Genomic DNA, 21,639 nt, shown 5'->3' with positions numbered 1-21,639 from the left:
CCCCGTGTCGCCGTGGAGCCGGAGAGGCACTACGCCGAACTCGGCTTCGACGGGGTGCGGTAGGGCTCGAGCCCTCTCAGGAGGTCGTGCTCAGAACAGTGCCAGGCCCTCGCCGCTGGTGTCGGCGGTGACTGGCCGTGACTGGGTGGGGAGGCCGTCGAGGCGGTCGGGTCCGGCCGCAGCGGCCACGTCGGGAGCGGTCTCGGCCAGCCAGGCGCCAAATCGCTCGGCGGCTTCGCGGTAGCCGACTTGCGCCAGGACACGGTGCTCGCCGGAGGGGCAGAAGTCGACGGTGACGGTGAGCAGGCAGGAACGGGGTGTGTTCTGGCTTCCCGTCCAGGACACGCGCAGCACACCGCAGGGTGTGCGGCCGCGGGAACCACGGTGGGTCGGGCGCAGGGGGCGGCAGGCGGTGTGGGCGGTCCATGCGGCGAGGTGTGGCAGGGGCAGGGTGGTGCGGGCGCGGCAGCCGGGGCAGCGGTGCCAGTGGCGCAGCCAGTCGACGGTGTGGGTGTCGAAGAGTCGTGTGTAGCGGTCGGCGACGCGGACGTCATTGCTGTACAGGTGGTCAGGGCGGTCTAGGGTGTTGCAGGACTGGCAGACCGGGCCGCGGACGTAGCCGTGTTCGTGGCAGTGGTCCAGTACGGCAGCGGGCGCGGTGCGGCAGACGGCACACGTCCACCCGGCTACCTTGCCGGAGATACCGGGCTTCCTGCTGAGCACCGAGTACAGGTGACCTTCCAACTCCCCGGTGTACGTGCGCAGTGGAGTGGTTGGGCAGTCGGGGCTGGTCGTCTGTCGGTTGTCGGCGGCTCGGGCCTGCCGGTGCGGGGAGGGCGGCCCGGGGACGGCTGAACTGGCCTGGCGGGCCTGGGCGGCTTGCAGCCACCGTGCTTCGCTGTGCTCGGCTCCGTCCAGCAGCGCGGCAGCCACCACGTCCGCGCTGTGCGGTCACGGGTCTGCTCCACGAGCATCCGCCGCCAATCGATCCCCGCCAGATGACACGACTGCCCCCCTTCGCACCGTCCCGCCCGCTCGGGACCGCCCAGCCCCCGCAGTTCTTGAGTGATGCGCCGGCGCCATCGCAGCGATGTGCCCTCGATGTGCTCCTCCTGCCGCGGCAAGTGGCGGAACGGGCCGATGCGGAGCAGGTCCTGGCGGTCCATCTCCACCGCGTTCAGTTCCGCGGCCGCCCGGCGCACCTCGGTCTCCGGAACACTCCACCGGCCGCCGGTCTTCACCGTCGCCACCACACGGCCGCCGAGAAGGACGTACCCCACCCGGGCATCGGCAGGAAAGCCGGTGAACGCTCCAGAAGCCGTCGGCACAGCACTGTCGGCCGTCAAGCCGGCCCACAGAGTGTCCGCGGCGCCCAGAGTGATCAGACCGCCCGTGCGGCCCGGGATGACAAGCTCCGGCATACCAACAGGCTAACGACTACCACCGAATAGGATGCTGACCAGGGGTGAGGAGGGATTCGATGCCCGCAGGCAATGCCCGGGTGATCGTGGTCCTGCCCGACGGCCAGGAACTTCGGGCCTCACTCTATGAACGGCGCCGCGTACCCGACGGCTGGCAGTACCGCGTCGCCATCACCATCTGGACAGCCGCAAGCAGCGGCGGCCCAGAACCCGTGGAACACACCGTGTGGCTGGACTCCGGCCACGTCCGCCCCATCGAAGGCGGCGACTACAGCAGCGTACCGACCCGGCCCGCAGCCCCTGCAGGCCGCGGAAGGGCCCGTCAGGCCTGGACGATACAGAACCTGCCCCACCGCCCCGGCGCACGCCTCATCCACATCATCGGCTGCCAGCCCGGCGCCACCCCCATCGACCTCGACCAAGCCCTCGACGCACTCCAGCAACCCCGCACCGTCCCCTGCCGCGAATGCAACGCCACATCCTCATTCACACCAGCCGACTAACGACGTGGTCGGCGATTGAGGTCGGGGCGTGCTGGACTGACGGTTCGGCTGATGGGTGATCAGGATGTCACCGACCGGGCGAGTGCCAGTTCGGTGCTGGGCTTGCGGAGCGTGGCCCGGCGGGCTGCGCGGTCGGAGACCAACCCTGCGATGGCCCGGTGGGTCTCGGCATAGGTCTCACGGCGGCCGGTATACCGCTGGAGCTGGCGCCACTTCCGGTGCTCGGCATTCGCGTGTTCCACGCAGATCCGGAGGGACGACTGGCGGCAGCGCATCTCCCGCCAGACGTACCGCTCGCCGAGCGGGGCGTCGTCCCTCGGTTTCCTCGGCGGGGCGCTGACCTGGTCAGGGAGTTCGTTGGCCAGGCCCCTGTAGCCCTCGTCGACCTCGGCCTTCACGTTGGCGTGGAGGCGGAACTGCTCGGCGATGCCCTCCGTGCGCATCGCCGTCTGGTCGTGCATGCGGCCGGGTCGGTCGGCACCGGAGAACAGGGTGCGGCCCTGGCCGTCACTGATCGTGGTGGTCTTGATGGTGTTCTGCTTGCGCTTGCCGGACACGAACGCCCGCCGTCCGAGCCGGTGTGCGGCCGGCCGGCGAACCTGGGTCTCGGTGCCGTCGATCCGTAAGACGACGCCCTCGGCGTCGGCGTACGCGAAAACGTCCGCCAGTGTGCGCAGCCGCAGACCCGGCCGGTCTGGGATGGCGCAGCCGCGCTCGGCCAGCAGCGGACGGATCTCACCGATGGCCTCGGTGAGGGTGGAGCGGCCCACCCCGTACAGCTCCGCGAGAGCGGCATGAGGCAGCTGGGTGCGCAGGTGCACGAGGGTGACCAGCACTCGGTCGGTGAACACCAGCTCCCGCCTGGGACCGGCTCCGGGCGCCCGGCGGCGCGCTCCGCCACGCCGCTCAAGCAGCGCGGACTCCTGGCGAGCCGACCAAGGCACGGCCAGCTCCTCGATCAAGACGCCGAGATGTGCACGGGAGACGCCGGTGAAGACAGGATGCGACAAGGCCGCACGGGCCCAGTTCTTGGTCACAGTCGAAGAACCCGTGCGACCGTCGCCACGTCACGCCCGACGCCCTCAATCGCCAACGACGCCGTCGGAGCGCATCAATCCAAGGGCACCCAAAGCTGCCGGGACGAGGGGCATCAGAACAGCTGTGATGCTACGTCGCTGTGTGTCATAGAGGCCTTACCGTCTGAGCCTGCGGCCCCTTTTGCCCTTGGCCGATCTCGAACTCGACCCTCTGGTTCTCTTCCAGGGTTCGGTAGCCGTCGCTCTGGATCTCGCTGTAGTGCACGAAGACGTCTGCCCCTCCGTTGTCAGGTGTGATGTATCCGAAGCCCTTCTCGGCGCTGAACGACTTCACCGTTCCTTGAACAGCCATCGACTCGCTCCTTCGCATCCGATGCCCGCTGCCTCGCTCGGCACGTCTCGCGAGCCGGGTACCGCGGACAAAACTGCGATCAGGCATTCCCTGCCAGGTTGTCATGTAATCCGCCTGAATGAGTGAGTTGCACTGCGGGAGGTGAACCGGGGTGCCTGTCCACCCGAGCACGGCTACCGCGCATCATCGCTGGCCTCCCACCACAGACCTGGACGCGCCGACATCAATCGCCGACCACGTCGTAAGCCACCCGAGTGCGCCCGGCATCCCCGAAACTGACGACGTACTCGAGACGGAACGTCCAACACGGTGCGAGACCGGGGTGCTCCAAGCCTCACCGACATCGTCCCCGGGGTCACCACCACGGCGAAGACATCGGACGCTGGCTCACCACCCAACGACGCGACTTCAGCCGGCTCAACGCCGAACAGCAGGCACGGGCTCGGCAAGCTCGGAGTGAAACCCGCCGCACGGGCACGGAAGACCACCACGAAGGCAAGTACGAAGCCCACGTCAGCCCGGGCTGCGACGGTCTTCCAGAAGGGCCTGGAGGCCTTCTCGCAGTACGTCGCGAGAGAGGGCACGACCGTAGTCGGCCGCGCGCACACCGAAACCCTCCCCGACGGCACCCAGCACCGCACCGGCGTCTGGATCGCCAACCAGAAAGCCCGCCGCGACCAACTCGACACCGCCCAGCTCCACGCGCTCGCCGAGATGGGGCTCGACTGGGCGCGGTGATACCGCAAGGTCACGGGCAGTCAGGGATCTGGGTGCGTTGTCGGGCGGCGGGGCGGGGCCGTCCGGATGAAGGGCGCGCCCGCCAGCCTCCCGGGTGGGCAGGCATGCTCGGCGTCGGGGCCGTCCGGTTCGGCCGCCGAGGGAGGAGAGGCGCGATGACACTCTGGTCCGAGTCCGGACTGGCGGAGCTTCGGGAGCTCCTGCACCGGGCGGTGGTGCACAGCGACGCCGAGGCGATGCGGACGGCCGTGGACCGGTTGTTCTCGCAGGGCCCCGAGGGACTCTCGGCCGCGGCGGAGTACGCCATCCGCTCGCCCGACTACGTCATGGAGATGCCGCAGTCCAGGGAGCGGATCCGCGGCCGCGAGGCGATGCGCCGGATGCAGGAGACCTACCCTGTCCCGCCGGCGATCACCGTGCGCCGGGTGACCGGCGCCGGCCGGGTGTGGGTGATGGAGGGCATCAACGACTACGCCGGCGACGTCTGGCACGTTGTGCTCGTCCTTGAGCTGGACGAGACAGGCCGCATCGTCCGCGACACCCGGTACTACGGGCGCCCCTTCCCGCCGGACCCGTCGCGCGCAGCGCTGGTCGACCCCCTCGAATGACACCGCCAGCCGGTCCTCGCCTTCGCCTTCGACGCTACCGGCAGGGTCTGGCAACAGGCCCGCAGGTAGTCAGCTCTCCCCCCGCGCAGGACTCGGGACGCTGTTGGTCAATTCGGGGGCCAGTTCCTCTCTGCCCCGCTGGGCGTCGGTCTGGCGGGGCGGTGCCGGGTTGCGTACGGCGACCGGGTCAGGCTGCGCAGAACGGCATGGTCCGCACGTACCCGCCGAGGTTCTCGTCGTCGGTGCCCAGGAGGGCGTCGGCGGAACCGGGCAGACACTCCACGCCTTCGATCTTGTACTGCGGGAACGTCCCGAGCACGGTAGGGGAGGCCGCGAGCGTGACCCGTACCCGGCCCGCTGCCGACACGGTCACCCGGCCCGCGTCGCTCACCGCGGAGTCGAACGGGCCGTCGTCACCGGCGTCCGACGCCGAACTCGTGATGATCCGGCCGGAGTCGGTCACCGCGATGTCGGAGATGTGCCGTGTGCCGTCTCCGGTGGGGTACGGCGTCCGGTAGGCGCGGCGTGTCACGGGGCCGAACAGCGGCTGCCCCCATGCGGCGAACGTCAGGGGCGCCGCGTACAAGGTGGCGGGACGGTCCGCGCCCGCTCCGCGGTCCGCCCACAGCGCGGCGAGTCGCCCGTTCTGGGCGACGAGCGCGAAGCTCTCGAAGTCGTCACCCTCGCCGATCGCCGGCAGCGGCGAGTAGTCGACGACCGTCGCCGTGGCGCCGGTGACCTTCAGGCGGTAGACGATGCCACGGCCGGTGAGCGCCAGATACTCCCCCGGCATACCGGGGATGGCTTCGATGGCCTCCAGGTCGACGGGTTCCGGTCCGTCCCATGTAATCGGGGAGATTCCGTCGGTGCCCTCCCTGTGGGTGATCCGGGACAGACGCGGCTGTCCGGACCGCTTGTTGTCGTGCACAACCAGCACGTCCACCCCCGCGCCGTCTGCGGTACGGCCTTCGAACGCGATGCCGCTGACACCGCTGCGGGCGTCTCCGCCGACCTTCTGCCATGCGCCGTCCGCACCGGCCGGGGCGGCGGCGAGCACCGTCAGCAGCGTGGCCGCCGCGGTGAGCCAGGCCATACGCTGCAACATCGGGAGTTCCACTGGGGTCGCTCGCCTTCTCTGTCCGACAGACGCGAGGTCACGCGCCGGCGCCAGGTTATTGATCATGGCGAGTCCGTCCCAGCGACGCTTACGCCATTCGCCGGAGCGCGAAGTCGCACTCGGCGCACGCGCTGCACAGCGGAACGCCGCAGCCCCGCCCTCCAGCGAGTTCACGGACCTGTTCCCGGTGCAAGGCAAGCCGGCCTGGTCACCGGGGCTGCTGGCACTCGTGCCGGTATCGCAGTTCGCAGAACTCTGCCCCACCGGGCCGATGCCCAGCGGGGCAGAGAGGAACTGGCCCCCGAATTGACCAACGCGTCCCGGATGATGGCGGCCCGCGTCGGGGGAGGGGGAGAGCTAGTCGTTGCTCACGCCCGGTCGAAGGCCAGCGTCGCGTTCGGGCAGTCGGCCGCGTACCGCAGCAGCGCCTCGCGCTCGGCCTGGTCCACGGCCAGCGCCCAGCGGTGCTTGGTGGCCACCCACTCACCGATGTACCGGCAGTGCACGGCCGGGATAGGCATCCAGCTCGACGGGTCCTGGTCACTCTTCTGCCTGTTGGAGCGGGCAGTGACTCCCACGAGAGTCACGTCCGACCCGAGGTCGTTGGCATACCGGCGGCGCCGCTCCGTCGTCCAGCCGTAGCCACCGGAGTCGTGAATTTCCCCAAGCGGGACGAAATGGTCGATGTCGACCCCGGCCGGGCCCTGAACGAGGACGTCGTCGTAGTAGGAGTGCCAGACGCCTCCGGTGATGGTGCAGCCGGCACCCACGGTCGGGGCCTCGATCGCCTCGGCGATCAACACATCGTTGCGCGCCGAGCAGCCGTTCTTGTCGTCGTCCTTCCAGTGAGGGTAGAGCTCGCGCTTGTAGCCGGCGCGGATCTCCTCGGCGATCGGCAGGGAGGTGATGGCCTCCGTGAGGGTGTACTCGTCGGCGTGCGCGGGAGAGACGGGAGCCAGGACCGCGAAGGCCAGGGCAGTAGCGGCGAGGCCGCGAGAAAGGTTCTTGATCACCGCCCGGTGATACCGCCCCGGCCGCCCCCGGAGCAGTCCCCGCGGAGGGGACCTCACTCCGCCGGGCGAGCGGATTCACCGCAGGAACGATGCACCTCAGCGCCGTCCGCACCACGTCCAGGAACAGCCCGCCAGGCGGGGGTTCCTCGTAGGCTTGCCGAATGAGCGAGCCCCCGAAGTCCAAGGAAGCGCGGCCCCCGGCCGGCACACGATTCGGCCGGTTCCGGGTCACCGCCCACCCGATCTCCGACACCGACGAACCTCCGGCCCCGCGCCCGGCCGCCGAGCGCACCATGGGCGTGCCCGAGCGGAAGCTGCCGGCCGAGCTGCGGTACGCGCTGGAAGTCCGCTACCGGCGGCGCGGCCAGCGCGTGCCCGTCGGCGCGGTGCTACAGCTGACCCTGCGCGAGCAGCTAATGCTCCGTCTGTACCGGTTGGCCAAGCGCCACCTGGAAAGCGGGACGCCGGTGGAGCGCGCGGAGCGCAGGGAACTCATTCAGCAGATCTTGGACCGCAGGGTCGAGAGCCGCACCGCCGCGGCCGCCATGACCGACGAGGAGCGCAAGGCAGCGCATGCTGAAGGACTCGCGGCACTACCCGAAGAACGCGCCGAGGCCGAGCGGGACCGCGCTGCCCGCCGCGAAGGCAGGAAGCGCGGCAACGGCCTGAGCGCCCCGTACTCCCTCGCCGGAATCTACGAGCGGGACGCCGGCACGTGCGCGTGGTGCCTCGGCCCGGTGGACCTCTCCCACCGTCGCCCCGACCCGCGCGCCGCCCAGCTCGACCACCTCCAAGCCCTGCAAGACGGCGGAGCAGACCACCCGGACAACATCGCCCTCGTCCACGCGTTCTGCAACAACTCCCGCAGCGCGTGCCTGGTCGTCCCGCCGGACTTCGCCCGGTACTGGCTCGCGCAGCGGGTCCAACGAGGCCGCCGCTCAGTGTCCTACTCCAGCCTCACCCAGGACCACATCAACCTGTGGGAAGACGCACGCGACTGGACACACCGCGAGGAGCCCCGCCTGTGAGATGAGTGCCCCAGACCATCGTGGCGAGTCACGGCTCGATTGGACGAAGGCCCGCGGTACCTACCCGTGCCGGTAGTGGTCCAGAACATCTCCAGCGTGATCGGCGGTGATACCGAGGGCTGTCCCGAGTTCCTCGACCTCCATCGACCGGTACGCCGTGTCGTCGGCGTGGTAGCCGACCGCCCCGGCAAGGAACTCCAGGCGCCGGGCGGCCTTGAGGGCTCCAGCGGGAGACTCGCCCGCGAGCCGGTCGAGCGCCTCGCTCCTCAGCAGCTCGCCGACCTCCGCGGGCAACGCGACGGTCGACGCCTCGACTTCCTGAATGTGCCGGTCCCAGTTGTTCACGCAGTTGTCCGCGGCCGTGCGGGCCGTCTCGTCCTCGTACTGGGAGCGGTCACCGATCCGGTCCCAGTCCAGCGGGTACTCGGTGCCGGTCCAGCCGCACGCGCAGACCGCCCGCAACAACTGCGCCCCGGGCCCGTAGAACGGCCGGCCGCTGTAGCCGGCCCAGAACGCGCTCGTGTGCCCCACCGACGAGTTCCCGTCGAAGTACACCGGCTTAGGCACGCTCCCGTCCTCCAGCAGCCTTCCCGTCGCCTCCCAGAATACGGTCGACACACGCGTCAGCGGCGGGTGTCACCGGCAACCGGGCCAGCAGTCGAAGACGTAGGCGAGCCCGTTGGAGCACTGGACGAACGCGTCGGGGCGGGACGGGTGGGAGTAGTTGGCGTTCTCCCGCCCGTCCCGCCCCGACGCGTTCGTAGGCGTGGGCAGGATCGGCGAAGGCCGCGGCCATGATCCGCCGAGCGGCCTCAGCGATGCCCCCGTCGCCGGCGGACACGGTCATCCGTCTGAACACCAGCCCCGTCCAAGGGCGCGGTCTCCGGTTCATCCAGGTATCGGCGCCCCGCGTGGAGCGCGGTACCTGCCACCAACGCGGCCGGGCATGGCAGTCGGCACGCGGGCGCGCTCGCCGTCTCGGCGATCCGGACCGGGCCCCAGCCATGCAATGGTCCGCGCTCCGAGCGGGCCGGCCGGGGGCAGGGCCTGTCCGGCGGATCGCGGCCGGGCCGATCATCCGACTGTTGGTCCATGTGGCGGGGAGGCGACGGGAGGAATACCCGTGTGGGTGACTGCGGGGCGGGTCCGGGCCGGGCCATGATCACCGGCATGAGTGCCTCCCTGATCCGCCGCGCCTGCGCCGCGGCCCTGCTCCTGACGTCCACGCTGGCCCCCGCGGTGGCCGCCGCGCCCCAACCCGGCGGCCCCGAGCCGGAGTCGGGGCGCGCGGTGCAGGCCCGCCTGCTTGGCGAGAAGATCGTTCCCCACAAGCTCGGCTTCCAGGGCACCACGGTCGGCGGCCTCTCCGGCGTCGACCGCGACCGGTGCACCGGCGAGTACGTGTTCATCAGCGACGACCGCTCCTTCCTCCAGCCCGCGCGCTTCTACACCGCGAAGCTGGACGTCGACGCCGACGGCGTGCACTCCGTCGACTTCACCGGCACCCGCCCCTTCCTCCAGCCGGACGGGGCGGTCTACCCGTCGCCCGCCCTCGGGGACGGCAAGGCCGTCGACCCGGAGGAAATCCGTGTCGACCCGCTCGACTGCCGCTACTGGTGGGGGCAGGAGGGCGACCGGCCCGCCGTAGCAGGCCCGCCGGTGATCCAGCCGTCCATCGAGATCTCCGCCCCGGACGGCACCCACCGCGGCAGCCTGCAGCTGCCGGACAACTACACGATCACGGCGGAGCGCGGACCGCGCCGGAACCAGGCCGTCGAGGCACTCACCTTCGGCGCCCGCGGCACGATGGTCACCAGCGCGGTCGAGGGCCCGCTGCTCCAGGACGGCCCCGTGCCGGACCTGACGCACGGCGCGCTCGTCCGCGTCACGCAGCAGACCCGTCGCGGTCGGGTGCTCGGACAGTTCGCCTACCCCGTCGAGAAGATCTTCGCCGAGTCCGACCCGGACAGCCCCTGGGGCCCCGACACCGGCGTACCGTCCCTCCTCGCCTTCCCGGACGACCCCGACCGCTACCTCGTCCTCGAACGCACCTGGGTCGCCGGCTCCGGATACAAAATCCGCCTGTACGACGCCACCGCGCGGGGCGCCACCGACGTACGGGCCATGGACTCCCTGGCCGGCAGGCCCGTCGTGCCCATGCGCAAGAGGCTTGTCGCGGACTTCCACACCCTCGGCCTGTCCACCGTCGACAACACCGAAGGCATGACGTGGGGCCCCGCCCTGCCGTCCGGCGAGCGGACGCTGATCTTCGTCAGCGACGACAACTTCGCCAACGACGCGGTCACCCAGATCGTCGCGCTCGCCCTCCGCTGACCGGCGGGCGAGCGCGGGGTCCGAAATTCCGCCGGGCGGGCTGAGCTGCTTCCGGACGGCAGCTCGCACCGGACAGGGATGTGGATCGTCAACCAGAAGCAGCGCCGCGACCGGCTCGACCCCTGGCAGCTCGCAGCGCTCGCCGAGCTGGGCGTGGATGTGTCGCCCATGCTTCCCCTTGTTCATTCTGAACACCGCTGAACACTCATTGTCCCCTCGCCTGGCCTGGACTGATGGCTGTTCAGCGCAGTTCCGTGGTCGCTGAACCCCTGGCCGAACCGCTGAGGTCCAGATGTCGGACCACACGGGTCGGACGCGGACAAGGGGAGCAATGCTCAAGACCTGTGGATCGGCCTCGGGTTGGCACGTGAAGGGCGTACCTTCCCGAATGATCCTGTGATGGTCATCGAGTAGGCCGACGTTCGCTGCGTCGGTCGGGAAGGCACGCCCGTGCTCACGGTAGTCAACGAAGACGGAACGACGCCACATGGCTCCCTGATTGACGAGATCGTCCGCGAGGGCGCGAGGCGGATGCTGGCCGCCGCTCTGGAAGCGGAAGTCAACTCCTACATAGCCGAGTTGGCCGATGAGCGGGACGATTCCGGCCGCCGTCTGGTCGTGCGCAACGGCTTCCACCAGCCGCGGAAGGTGACGACATCGGCCGGGGCGATCGAAGTGAAGGCCCCGCGGGTCAACGACAAGCGCGTCGACGAGACGACGGGCGAGCGCAGGCGGTTCTCCTCGGCGATCCTGCCGCCCTGGGCCCGTAAGTCCCCGAAGATCAGCGAGGTGCTGCCGCTGCTCTACTTGCACGGCCTGTCGTCCGGTGACTTCGTGCCCGCGCTGGAGCAGTTCCTCGGCTCTTCCGCCGGCCTGTCGCCCGCGACGATCACGCGGCTGACCGCGCAGTGGCAGGCCGACCACAAGGCGTTCATGGACCGCGATCTGTCCGCCACGGACTACGTCTACGTATGGGATGATGGCGTTCACCTGCGCATTCGCCTGGAGGAGGCGAAGGCCGCCGTCCTGGTCATGGTCGGCGTGCGGGCGGACGGCACCAAGGAACTGATCGCGATGACCGACGGCTACCGCGAGTCGTCCGAGGCCTGGGCGGGACTGATGCGGGACTGTGCCCGCCGGGGCATGCGGGCCCCCGTCCTGGCCGTCGGCGACGGGGCGCTCGGGTTCTGGAACGCGTTGAACGAGGTGTTCCCCGAGACCCGCCACCAGCGGTGCTGGGTCCACAAGATCGCGAACGTCCTCGACGCGCTGCCGAAGTCGGCCCAGCCCGCGGCCAAGCGCGCGATCCAGGAGATCTACAACGCCGAGGACAAGGAGCACGCGGTCAAGGCCGTCGCCGCGTTCGCCAAGCAGTACAGGGCGAAGTACCCCAAAGTCGTCAAGCGGATCACGGACGACGAGGAGGAACTGCTGGCGTTCTTCGACTTTCCCGCCGAGCACTGGATCCACCTGCGGACCACGAACCCGATCGAGTCGACCTTCGCCACCGTCCGGCTACGCACCAAGGTCACCAAGGGCGCCGGCTCCCGCGCGGCCGCCCTGGCCATGGTCTTCAAGCTCATCGAGTCAGCCCAGGAACGCTGGCGGGCCGTGAACGCACCCCACCTCGTCGCCCTGGTCCGGGCCGGCGCCCGCTTCGAACGCGGCCACCTCGTCGAACGCCCCGAGGCGGTGGCGGCATGAACCGGCCCACCAGCGGCATGTTGCACCACGTCGAGTTGTGGGTGCCGGACCTCGACCGCGCCGTCGCCTCTCTCGGCTGGCTGCTGGAGGCACTGGGCCACACCCTCTTCCAGAGCTGGAACAACGGACGCAGCTGGCGGCTCGGGCCGACCTACCTGGTCCTCGAGCAGTCCCCCGCCCTCACCGCCGACCGGCACGACCGCTGCCGGCCAGGGCTGAACCACCTGGCCTTTCACGTCGAAGACGACACCACAGTCGAACAGCTGGCCACCGACGCGACCCGGCACGGCTGGCATCTGATGTTCCCCGACCGGCATCCGCACGCAGGCGGCGCGCAGCACTATGCCGCCTACCTGGAGAACGACGACGGCTTCGAGATCGAACTCGTCGCGATCAACCCATCACAACGAAACTGAGATCAACCGATCCACAGGTCTTGACGATTACTCGGTGCGCTGGGAGATGTGTCGGTGGCCAGTTGGATTTCCCCGCCGGCGGCCACCTGACGGGGAGTCATCTGGCCGCGACTGTCGCTACAGTCAGTAACGAAGATCGGCTCATCTCCCCGGGCATCCGAGCTCGGCCAGCACTCCACTTCCGGGCCGATGGTTCCGGCCGGCGTCGCCGTGAGCGGGCCGCCGCCGGGGTGCCTCTGGGCGCCGTCGCGACAACCCGTCGGTGCCGCCGTGCGCGGCGCCCGGCACCGCGTTGCGTGGCGAGCCCACCAGTAAAGGCCGGAACCTCACAGACTATTTCCCATCCGGATGAATCTCCCGGTGTGTCGCGTCCTGGGTCCTCCAAAGTTGTGATCTCCACGGATTCCCTGGTCAGGAGCCCCAGATGAGTGTCGGAGCATCAATGTGTCCGGCAGGAACGAGAACGAGGTCAGAAATGCCCGAGCCGAGCGGCAGCGCCATCGTCCACCTGGACCCCGGGCAGTGGAAGAAGCTGAAGGACCGGAAGATTACGTTCTCTGCTGTGGCACCTGCCACGCTGGAAACCGGCCTGGCTGAGCCGGGAATGAGGCTCGTGAGCGGTGTCGGCGTGCTGGACCTGACCGGCCGCGGCCGACTCGGCTTCAAGGGCGGGTTCCGCCTGCAGGACACGGCAGGCGCATTCGTCGAAGTCACCGACCCCAGCGGGATGCTGCCCCGCGGCAGCGCCACGTGCCTTGTACGGACCAGTGCCGATGGCGGCGGCACCCGTATGGAGCTCTTCGACTACTCCTTGGATGTGACCAAGATCCATGTGTCCCCCCTCAGCGCAGCATTCGGAATCGACGAGGCGGTCGCGAAGGTGAACCCCGTGCTCGCAAAGGTCCTCACCGACCTCTTCGGTGAGGGCGCGGGCACCGCGGGTACGACGTTCGCCCAGGGCTCTGTCGACTTCGGCTTCATGGGCGCAACGCCGTAGAGACTTCGCAGCGCGCCTCGGGTGTAACTGGGTGGATCACCACGGAGGTGTCAGCCAGGTAGTTATGCGGAGGCGGCACGTCGAAATCCGCGCCGGGTCTGTCGATTTCTGTCAGCAGGCCCTGGACGCTGGGGTGAGCGTAGGCCAGCCTGGATCCACCGGACTTCTACAACCCGCGCCGCCGCCACAGCGGAGCCGCCAGCCTACGCCCATCGAGTTCGAACGCACCATCAGCGAAGCACGCGCCGAGCACCATCAGAGGGACCAAACCGCATAAGGGAGGCCTCTACCTTTCCGGGGGGATTGACATCCGAGCGCCCCCGACCCACAGACAGGGGTTCCGTCCATGAACCAGCCGCTGCGCTTCCCCGCCGTCTACTGCCCCCTGCCAACCTTGATGCACCCGGACGTGGAGGAGATCGGACGGATCTCCTGGGAGCGGTTCACGTCCAGCGGGGTGATGGCCGAGACCCCCGAGAAGCTGGAGTACCACCGCAGCCAGGATCAGCACCTGTGGATCTCGCAGGGCTACGCCAATGGGATCGCCGAGCGGGTCATCATCGTCACCCAGTTCTTCTACTGCTCGAACTGGGAGGACCATGTGTGCGATGACGCCGGTCCGCTCGCAAAGAACCCGGGCGAAGTCTCCACCCTCGCCACGCACCTGCACCGGGCCATGGAACGCCCGTACCAGGCTCCGGCCAAGGATGAGGCGTGGACTCGCGCTCACCAGGACGCGTGTCGGCGCTTCGCGGAGGAGGGTGCGACCAACGCGCAGGTCGCCCGCTTCACCACCGCGTGGCGAGCCTACTTCCTCGGTCTGATCTGCGAACTGGCCCTCAAGGCGAGGCCGGAACCCGCGAGTCTCAACGACTTCATGGTGGCCCGCCTGCAGTGCGGTCTCCTCGCGCCGTTCGCCACGCTCCTGGACTGGGCCGACGGCTACGAGGTGCCAGCCGAGGATTTCGCCTCCCCCGCGGTCCAGGCGCTCATCGAGATGACGACCATCCTCATCTGCTGGGACAACGACTTCTTCTCCCGGAACAAGGAGCATGTCAGGGACGGAAGGGTCGGCCCGGCACACAACCTGGTCGAAATCCTCGCCTACCACGAGAACGTGACGGACGATGAGGCCCTGGCGCAGGCAGTGGGCATGCGCGACCGTGTCATGGTCCGCTTCCTGGAGCTGGGCGCCCAACTGAAGGAGCATGCGGGTACCGAGGTCCAGCGCTATGTGGACGGGCTCGGCAACATGGTGCGCACGAACATCGACTGGTCCCACACCACCGCTCGCTACCTCAACCCGCGCAACCTGGCCACCTTCTCACTGCCCGACCCCGCGCACCGGTACTCGGACAAGCCGGCCAATACCACGCCGGGTCCCCTGCCCATCCCCTGCATCGCCTGGTGGTGGGACGACCTGCTCGGCTAGAACGCTCCTGAACTACGACCAAGCTCGCCAGCCAGGCCGGAGTCACCTGGAGCCGGACCGCATCCGGCGACCACCTACGGTCACCGTCCGGCTGGTGAGCATCCCCGGCCACCTCGCCGAGGCCGCCCGATGGGCGGCCGCGACCGCCGAGACCGCGTCGGCGAGCGTCGACGGCGCCGCGTCCGGCATCACCGGGTCATCGGCGAGCGCGACCAGAGCGACGGTGAAGTGGCGGCGCACGGCTTCCGCCCGCCCGGCGAACGCCCGCAGCCAGCCACGGACCGTGCCCTCGGCCAGGCCCAGGCGGGCGGCGACCTGGCGGTGGCCCATGCCCAGCGCCGCTATCTCCAGCCCGGCCCCGATCACCACGGCCGCATCCGCCCGCCGCGGCCAGAACACCTCCGCCAGCAGCACGTGCGTGACCCCGCAGCCCGAACACCGCGTACGGCGTGGCCGCAGAAACAGCCGGGCCCCCAGATCACCCCGGATCTCCCGGGGCCGGCCATGACCCCACGGCGCCAGGACCGCCCTGCACGACGGACACGTCAGCCGGCCTTCCCGCAACTGTCGTTCCACCAGCAGCACGTCCGTATCGACGATGAGCACTCCGCACCTCTCCACTTCGTGCCCACCGTGTCGTCGCACACGAAGCGAGATCAGACTGCCCAGCGAAACCAGCACCCATGTTCACCGGGAGCGTCGCGAACCCCCACCTACCTGCTCATACAGAGAGTCGTCCAACACGCGGCCACCTGGCCGGGCGGCGCCCGCCGACCTCCCGAGTCCTCTCGCGCCCCTCCGGCCCCAGGAGATCAATGCGGTCCCGGCTACCCGGTTCCGGGGGTTCCCCTCTCGGGTGAAGTCGGGGCATGTCCCGGGAAAAGCGGGTCGAGATGGCTGAAACAGCACCCTTTACATGTTTCGGGGATGGCGCCGGCCAGAAGGCGTGCCCCCACCTCTCACTCCTCGCATTACCGCAGCCCGCGGCCGATTCCACGGGCGGCAGGAGGGGTGTATTCCGCAGCGAGTTCGGTCCGGGTTGCGACCGGCCCGAATGACCGGAATCCCCTCCTCGCCGACAAGAAGGCCGCACCTGCCCTCCGTGCCGGGAATCTCCCAGGTCAGAGGCGTTTCGCGGGTGCGGGTCAACGGTCCAAGGACGTGCGGGGCGGTAAGGGTGTCGGTGGTGTGGCGGGGTTGCCCGAACGGATCAGCCGCACGAACATGACCATTCGCACCCCAGGTCGGCCCGCAGGGCGCCTGCCTCGATGCTTCTTTGCCTAAACCTGATCGAGAATTATCGATTTCTTCGGTGCCCGTCGGCGCCCCGAGAACGCAAGTGCCCCGCACCATGCCGTCTCACAGGATGGAAGCAGAGTGGAGCCAGGGGAACACACGCTCATCACGCTGTTCGAAGAGGTCGTGAACCGCTTCCCGCATCGGGTGGCGATCACGGCGGGCGATCAAGAGCTCCGCTACCGGGAACTCGACCGCCGGGCGAACGCGGTCGCCCGGCGCCTGCGGGAATCGGGAGTCACGGGCGAGGCCCCGGTGGCCCTCCTCCTCCCGCGCGGCGCCGAATTGGCCATCGGTCTGATCGGCGTCCTCAAGGCCGGCGCGGCCTATGTCCCCTTGGACCCGGACCACCCTGGGGACCGCATCGCCTGGACCCTGAAGGACACGGGCGCCTCGCACGTCGTGACCGTGCCGGGGTTCGCGGACCTGCTCGCGGGATCCGAGGTCCTCCCCGTGCCTGTCGGGGAGGACGCCGAGGCGGCGGTGTCCTCCCCGCCCGCAGGCCCACCGCGTACGGAGGACCTGGCTTACGTCATCCACACCTCCGGCTCCACGGGCCTGCCCAAGGGGGTAGAGGTCGAGCACCGCCACGTCGTCCGTCTTTTCGGCGCCACCCACCCGTGGTTCGGCTTCGACGAGCACGACGTCTGGGCGCTGTCTCACTCCATCGCCTTCGATTTCTCGGTCTGGGAGTTCTGGGGTGCGCTGCTCTTCGGTGGCAGGCTCGTCGTCGTCCCGAGGTCGGTGGCCCGTTCGCCTCGCGGCCTGCACGAACTGCTGCGGGTCCAGGGAGTGACCGTTCTCAATCAGACCGCGTCGGCCTTCGCGCGGTTGGCCGCCGCCGACGAGGAGGCCGAGCGCCCGTTGACCGCGCTGCGCGTGGTGGTGTTCGGCGGGGAACGTCTCGACGTCGGCCGGTTGCGGGGGTGGATCGCCCGCCACGGTGACGCGCGCCCCCGTCTGGTCAACATGTACGGCATCACGGAGGCCACCGTGCATGCCTCCCACCGGCCGATCACCACCGCCGACCTCGATTCGCCGGGAGTGAGTCCGATCGGCGTCCCGTTGCCGGACCTGGTCTTCCACGTGCTCGACGAGGACGGCAGGCCGGTCGCCGGCGGCGTGGCCGGGGAGCTGTATCTCTCGGGCGCCGGTGTGGCCCGGGGTTACCTGGGCCGCCCCGAGCTGACGAAGGAACGCTTCATCGAGCTTGAGGACCCGACGGGGGGCGTCTGCCGCGCCTACCGGACGGGGGACCGCGTGCGAGCCCTGCCCGACGGCGACCACGTCTACCTCGGCCGCACCGACGATCAGATGAAGATCCGGGGCCATCGGGTCGAACCCGGGGAGGTGGAGGCGGTGTTGCTCCGCGACCCCGAGGTCTCGGCAGCGGTGGTCCTCGCCCACGGCTACGGCGGGGACGACGTGCGCCTGATCGCCCACGTCGTCTCCGCCGCCGACCCGTCCGTACTCGCCCCTCGCCTGGGCGGGCTGGCCGCCGGCCTCCTGCCCGAGCACATGCGGCCCTCCGCCTACCTCGTCCGGAGCGGGCTGCCCCTCACCTCCAACGGGAAGGTGGACAAGGCCCGGCTGCCCGCGCCGACCGTTGAGCGGGCGAGTGCGCCCGTCGCCTCGCCGGTCGGGGCCCCGGCGGCGCTCACCGACGCCGAGCGGCGGATCGCACGGATCTGGCAGGCCGTGCTGGAGGTGCCCCGGGTGGGCCGGGACACCGATTTCTTCGATCTCGGCGGCACCTCGTTGTCGTTGCTCCGCATGTTCGAGCGGGTCAACTCGGAGTTCGGCACGGATCTGGACGTCACCGTGCTGATCGAGGCGGCCACCGTCGCCGAGCTCGCGCAGCGTGTCGAGGCGGCGCGGGCCGCCACTCCCCCGGCCCGTTGACCCGGAGCCCCGCCCCGCATCGCCCCGGCCATTCACTCCCCCGGAGGACACATGTCCGCACGTCCCGACCGCGCGCCCGGACCGGACTTCTCGCTCAGCCCCGAGGAACTGGCGGCCTTCCACCGCGATGGCTACGCGGGCCCCTTCACCCTCTACGAGCCGGACGAGATCAAGAAGATCTGGTCGCGCACCCGCCGGGAGCTCCTGGACCGCAGTTCCGCCGTCTACAGCGACGGCGCCGCCGTGTCCGGGGCCACCAACATCTCCAACTACGACCGCCACCTCGACCACGCCTTCCTCGCCGACCACGTCACGCGGCCCGAGATCGTCCACCGCGTGGCCTCCGTCCTCGGCCCCGACGTGCTCTGCTGGCGCACCGAGTTCTTCCCCAAGCACCCCGGGGACGAGGGCACCGACTGGCACCAGGCGGACACCTTCGCCAACGCGTCCGGAACCCCGCAGATCCAGTGGCCCGGGGGGTCCGACTTCGGCGGCACCATCACGGTCTGGTCCGCCTTCACCGAGGCGAGCGCGAAGATGGGCGCCCTCCAGTTCATCCCTGGCACCCATCGCACGATGCACTACGACGAGACCAAGCGGATGCACTACTCCCCGGATCACAACACCTCAGTCGACAAGGGCGGCATCCGGCGCGGCTTCTTCGGATACGACTACCGCGAACTCCAGATCGACCCCGACTGGAAGCCGGACGAGTCGCAAGCGGTCTCGATGGAGTTGCGGGCGGGGCAGTTCATCGTCTTCTGGTCCACCCTGATGCACGCCTCGCACCCGCACGAGGGCAGCACCAAGGACATGCGCATGGGCTTCGCCTCCCGCTACGTGCCCACCTCCGTGCAGGTCTATCCCGACACCATCGCGATCGAGGAGTACGGCGGCCGGGTCAGCCTCGACCGCTACGGAGCCGTCCTGGTCAGCGGCGACGACGAGCACGGCCACAACCGCATCGCCGAACACACCACCCGCGACCACCCCTTCACCACCCGGCCCCCGGTCCGGGCGTGACGGCGCCCGCGTCACAGGCGGGCGCCGCCACCGGCGCGTCCTCGGGGGATGCGCTCGCCCACGCGCTGCTGGACACGGCCTCCGTTCTCCGCGCCGGCACCGGGCGGCTCCGGGTCGCGCCCACCGCCCCGGTGAGCGCCGCCCGGCTCCCGGCGCTCCAGAGCGGGGTCGATCGCCTCGCCCGCGCCCTCGGTCTTCCCGGACCGGAGCTCGTGGCCACCCCGGACGGGCTGACCGCGCCGGAGCTCGCGGTCGGCCGCCGGCTGGCCGTGGGCACCACGGGAACCGCGGGTCGCCCCGCACACGCGGGGGACGCGGCCGGACTCGATCTCGACGACCGGGGGGTGGCCGAGGCGGCGCACCGGGCGCGCACGGCCTTCCCCGGCCCGCCCGTGGTGCTGCCCGCCCGGGACGGCACACTCCTGCGGTGCTGGGCCGCCGGCCCGCCGGACGCTCCGGCCGTGGCCGTGGTCGGCGCCTGCGGGATGCCCGTCGGGCTGACGGTGAACTGGCTCGCGGCGCTCTCCTCTCGGTACCGCGTGGTCACCTGGGAGAGTCGGGGGCTGTTCGCCTCGGGCGAGTGCGCCGGGCTCGGCGGCCCGGTCGACCACTCCGTCGAAGCCCAGAGCGAGGACCTCCTGGCCGTTCTCGACGGGTTCGGCATCGACCGGGCGCACGCGCTCGGCCTGTGCGGGGGCGCGGTGGTCGCGCTGGCCGCCGCCGCCCGATCCGAGCGGATCGACTCGCTGAGCCTGTGGCACGGCGATTGGGAACTCGGCGGCGAGGCGCCCAAGACCACCCACCAGCGGGACATGGAGTCCCTGCTCGCCATGGTCGCCCGGGGCCCGAACCAGGCCGCCGCGATGCACCGGCTGCTGAGCCGTCCCTCAACCCTGGACGGGTTGCGCCCCGATCGTGCCCACTACCTCATCCACCCCTATGCGACTCCCGAACTCCTGTACCGCTACGGGCAGTTGAACGGAACCTTGATGACCACCGACTGCCGACGGCTGCTCACCACACACCAACCGGCCCTCGTCGTCACCAGCGACCGGGACACCACCGCGCACCCGGCCGGCTCCGTCTACGTCGCACGGCACCTGCCGGCCGCCGAGCTGCGCACCCTGCCGGACGGGGACCACCTCGGCGCCTTCGACGCGAAACCCGCGCTCGTCACCCTGGCGGAGGAGTTCCTGCACTCCGTGACCGACCATCCCCGGAAGGACACATGAGCGTCCACAGCGCGGCCGAGAACGGCTGCTTCACACCGGGCGAGCTCCTCGCCAGGCATCCCGCGGTGGCCGAGGTCGTGATCGTCGACGATCAGGGCACCCCCGGCGGGCACGCCCGGATCGTCCCCGACCGCGAAGCGGCCCGGACCCTGAGCCGGTCCGTCGCCCTGGAGGCGGCGAACCGGCTCGGCGACCTCGCCTGGCACGAGCCCGCCGACGTGATCCGGGTGGCCGGTCTCAACCGGGGCGAGACCGATTTCCTGTACCGGGAGATCTTCGTCGAGGGCGCCTACTTCCGGCACGGCATCACCCTGCCCCCGAGGCCCGTCGTGCTCGACGTGGGGGCGAACATCGGCATGTTCTCCCTCCGCGTCGGTCTCGCAGCACCCGGCGCCCGGGTCATCGCCGTCGAGCCGGTGGCCGAACTCGCCGCCGCTGTACGCCTCAACGCCGAACTCCACGGGCTGGACGTCACGGTGCTGCCCACCGCGCTCGGCCGGAGCCGGGGGGAGACCCCGTTCACGTTCTACCCGAACAACAGCGTGATGTCCGGGCGGTACGCGGACGTGGCGCAGGACGCGGAAGTGCTGCGCGGCTATCTGCTGACCGGCGACGACGCGGGCCCGGGGAGCGGAGACGAGGGCTCGGGCGGTGACAGTCGGTCCCGTTCCCTGAACCGGTTGGTCACCGACCGGCTGGCCGCGCACCCGCGCCGGGTGCCCGTCGCCACCCTCGGCGACGTGATCCGCGACCACAACCTCACCCGCGTAGACCTGCTGAAGATCGACGTGGAGAAGGCCGAGGCGGAAGTCCTGGCCGGCCTCGACGAGGAAGCATGGGAGCGAGTGGAGCGGGTCGTGGTGGAGGTCCACGACATGGAGGGGCGTCTGGAGGCCGTCCTGGAGCTGCTGCGGGACCGGGGGTTTCACGTCACACACGATCAGGATCCCCGACTGGCTCTGACCCCCTGCCACAACGTCTACGCCCGGCGCCCCCGGGCAACCGCCGGCCCGCCGCCGGCCCCCGTCTTCGAGGGCGGCCCCACGCTGCGCCGGCTGGAGGGGGAACTGCGCGAACTCCTCGCCCGCGAGCTGCCGTCGGCGCCGCCGCCGGGCCGCTGGACGGCGGTCCCCTGCCTCGGCCCCGCCCCCGGGGCCACATCGCCGGCCACGCCCGCATCGCCGGCCCCGGCGGCCGGGGCGCCCGAGAGGGTCGCCGTGCTCGCGCGCGTCTGGACCGACCTCTTCGGTGCGGACGCCGTACGCTCGGACGCCGACTTCTTCGACCTCGGCGGCGACTCCCTGACCGCCGTCCGGCTGCTGGCCCAAGTGGAGGACGAGCTGGGCCCGGACGCCCTCGCCCCGGATCTGCTCTTCTCCGACGGCACCTTCGCGGTGCTGGCCGCCGCCCTCGGGAACGGCGCCCCGGCCGAGGGAGCGCCGCGTCCCTGAGCGCCGTGCGGACCGGAACACCGGCCCGCACGGCT

General features: G+C 70.4%; 21 protein-coding genes. 14 read left to right on the top strand and 7 right to left on the bottom strand.

The window, feature by feature from the left end; genetic code table 11:
• Window positions 1-90: 90 nt before the first annotated feature.
• Window positions 91-936, bottom strand: a complete 846-nt coding sequence (locus tag NLX94_RS19405; protein ID WP_254384213.1) for an endonuclease domain-containing protein — start codon at window positions 934-936, stop codon at window positions 91-93.
• A gap of 544 nt (window positions 937-1,480) precedes the next feature.
• On the opposite strand from NLX94_RS19405, the gene NLX94_RS19400 reads away from it, so the two are divergent.
• Window positions 1,481-1,924 (top strand): DUF6233 domain-containing protein, encoded by a 444-nt coding sequence (locus tag NLX94_RS19400; RefSeq protein ID WP_254384212.1) that lies wholly within the window; start codon window positions 1,481-1,483, stop codon window positions 1,922-1,924.
• 59 nt (window positions 1,925-1,983) lie between these two features.
• Here the strand turns inward: NLX94_RS19400 and NLX94_RS19395 are convergent, their stop codons facing one another.
• Both NLX94_RS19395 and NLX94_RS19390 read right to left on the bottom strand, forming a co-directional pair.
• A complete protein-coding gene (locus NLX94_RS19395; RefSeq protein WP_254384211.1) occupies window positions 1,984-2,961 on the bottom strand; it encodes a transposase in 978 nt (325 codons plus the stop codon).
• A 145-nt stretch (window positions 2,962-3,106) separates the two neighbouring features.
• Window positions 3,107-3,313, bottom strand: coding sequence for a cold-shock protein (locus tag NLX94_RS19390; protein WP_254384210.1), 207 nt, complete (start codon window positions 3,311-3,313; stop codon window positions 3,107-3,109).
• Between the two features lie 456 nt (window positions 3,314-3,769).
• Between NLX94_RS19390 and NLX94_RS19385 the strand changes: the two genes are divergently transcribed.
• Complete coding sequence (locus NLX94_RS19385; protein ID WP_254384209.1) at window positions 3,770-4,051, top strand: helicase associated domain-containing protein; 282 nt, start codon at window positions 3,770-3,772, stop codon at window positions 4,049-4,051.
• Between the two features lie 155 nt (window positions 4,052-4,206).
• Window positions 4,207-4,659 (top strand): hypothetical protein, encoded by a 453-nt coding sequence (locus NLX94_RS19380; protein ID WP_254384208.1) that lies wholly within the window; start codon window positions 4,207-4,209, stop codon window positions 4,657-4,659.
• Between the two features lie 187 nt (window positions 4,660-4,846).
• Here the strand turns inward: NLX94_RS19380 and NLX94_RS19375 are convergent, their stop codons facing one another.
• Entirely contained in the window at window positions 4,847-5,764 is a 918-nt protein-coding gene (locus NLX94_RS19375; RefSeq protein ID WP_254384207.1) for an esterase-like activity of phytase family protein, read from the bottom strand.
• 380 nt (window positions 5,765-6,144) lie between these two features.
• Window positions 6,145-6,789: an HNH endonuclease family protein gene (locus NLX94_RS19370; RefSeq protein ID WP_254384206.1), complete on the bottom strand. Its 645-nt coding sequence runs from the start codon at window positions 6,787-6,789 to the stop codon at window positions 6,145-6,147.
• Window positions 6,790-6,950: 161 nt separating this feature from the next.
• Here NLX94_RS19370 and NLX94_RS19365 point away from each other — a divergent pair, with 161 nt between their 5' ends.
• A complete protein-coding gene (locus NLX94_RS19365) occupies window positions 6,951-7,817 on the top strand; it encodes an HNH endonuclease (protein WP_254384205.1) in 867 nt (288 codons plus the stop codon).
• Between the two features lie 60 nt (window positions 7,818-7,877).
• Here NLX94_RS19365 and NLX94_RS19360 read toward each other — a convergent pair whose 3' ends face one another.
• Window positions 7,878-8,384, bottom strand: coding sequence for a hypothetical protein (locus tag NLX94_RS19360; protein ID WP_254384204.1), 507 nt, complete (start codon window positions 8,382-8,384; stop codon window positions 7,878-7,880).
• Between the two features lie 603 nt (window positions 8,385-8,987).
• Here NLX94_RS19360 and NLX94_RS19355 point away from each other — a divergent pair.
• The 6 genes from NLX94_RS19355 to NLX94_RS19335 all read left to right on the top strand — a co-directional run bounded on the left by NLX94_RS19355 (window position 8,988) and on the right by NLX94_RS19335 (window position 14,700).
• Window positions 8,988-10,151 (top strand): esterase-like activity of phytase family protein, encoded by a 1,164-nt coding sequence (locus tag NLX94_RS19355; RefSeq protein ID WP_254384203.1) that lies wholly within the window; start codon window positions 8,988-8,990, stop codon window positions 10,149-10,151.
• A 78-nt stretch (window positions 10,152-10,229) separates the two neighbouring features.
• Complete coding sequence (locus NLX94_RS38990) at window positions 10,230-10,352, top strand: hypothetical protein (protein ID WP_302169917.1); 123 nt, start codon at window positions 10,230-10,232, stop codon at window positions 10,350-10,352.
• Between the two features lie 249 nt (window positions 10,353-10,601).
• Window positions 10,602-11,855, top strand: a complete 1,254-nt coding sequence (locus NLX94_RS19350) for an IS256 family transposase (protein WP_254384202.1) — start codon at window positions 10,602-10,604, stop codon at window positions 11,853-11,855.
• On the top strand, window positions 11,852-12,271 hold the full coding sequence (locus tag NLX94_RS19345) for a VOC family protein (protein ID WP_254384201.1): 420 nt from the start codon (window positions 11,852-11,854) through the stop codon (window positions 12,269-12,271). Before NLX94_RS19350 ends, NLX94_RS19345 begins: the two co-directional genes overlap by 4 nt.
• 475 nt (window positions 12,272-12,746) lie before the next feature.
• Complete coding sequence (locus NLX94_RS19340) at window positions 12,747-13,268, top strand: hypothetical protein (protein ID WP_254384200.1); 522 nt, start codon at window positions 12,747-12,749, stop codon at window positions 13,266-13,268.
• A 346-nt stretch (window positions 13,269-13,614) separates the two neighbouring features.
• Window positions 13,615-14,700: a hypothetical protein gene (locus NLX94_RS19335; RefSeq protein WP_254384199.1), complete on the top strand. Its 1,086-nt coding sequence runs from the start codon at window positions 13,615-13,617 to the stop codon at window positions 14,698-14,700.
• Between the two features lie 42 nt (window positions 14,701-14,742).
• Here the strand turns inward: NLX94_RS19335 and NLX94_RS19330 are convergent, their stop codons facing one another.
• Window positions 14,743-15,114: a hypothetical protein gene (locus NLX94_RS19330; protein ID WP_254384198.1), complete on the bottom strand. Its 372-nt coding sequence runs from the start codon at window positions 15,112-15,114 to the stop codon at window positions 14,743-14,745.
• A gap of 963 nt (window positions 15,115-16,077) precedes the next feature.
• Between NLX94_RS19330 and NLX94_RS19325 the strand changes: the two genes are divergently transcribed.
• From NLX94_RS19325 to NLX94_RS19310, 4 genes are read left to right on the top strand one after another with little or no spacing between them, the layout of a single operon-like run.
• On the top strand, window positions 16,078-17,898 hold the full coding sequence (locus NLX94_RS19325) for an amino acid adenylation domain-containing protein (protein ID WP_254384197.1): 1,821 nt from the start codon (window positions 16,078-16,080) through the stop codon (window positions 17,896-17,898).
• A gap of 51 nt (window positions 17,899-17,949) precedes the next feature.
• Entirely contained in the window at window positions 17,950-18,921 is a 972-nt protein-coding gene (locus tag NLX94_RS19320; RefSeq protein ID WP_254384196.1) for a chlorinating enzyme, read from the top strand.
• A complete protein-coding gene (locus tag NLX94_RS19315; RefSeq protein ID WP_254384195.1) occupies window positions 18,918-20,153 on the top strand; it encodes an alpha/beta fold hydrolase in 1,236 nt (411 codons plus the stop codon). Before NLX94_RS19320 ends, NLX94_RS19315 begins: the two co-directional genes overlap by 4 nt.
• Entirely contained in the window at window positions 20,150-21,604 is a 1,455-nt protein-coding gene (locus NLX94_RS19310; protein ID WP_254384194.1) for an FkbM family methyltransferase, read from the top strand. Before NLX94_RS19315 ends, NLX94_RS19310 begins: the two co-directional genes overlap by 4 nt.
• The last annotated feature ends 35 nt before the right edge of the window (window positions 21,605-21,639 follow it).

Source organism: Streptomyces sp. TBY4, from assembly GCF_024213195.1.
Classification (GTDB): domain Bacteria; phylum Actinomycetota; class Actinomycetes; order Streptomycetales; family Streptomycetaceae; genus Streptomyces.
The sequence above is the reverse complement of the archived record's forward strand: the minus strand, read 5'-3'. Positions and strand labels throughout refer to the sequence as shown.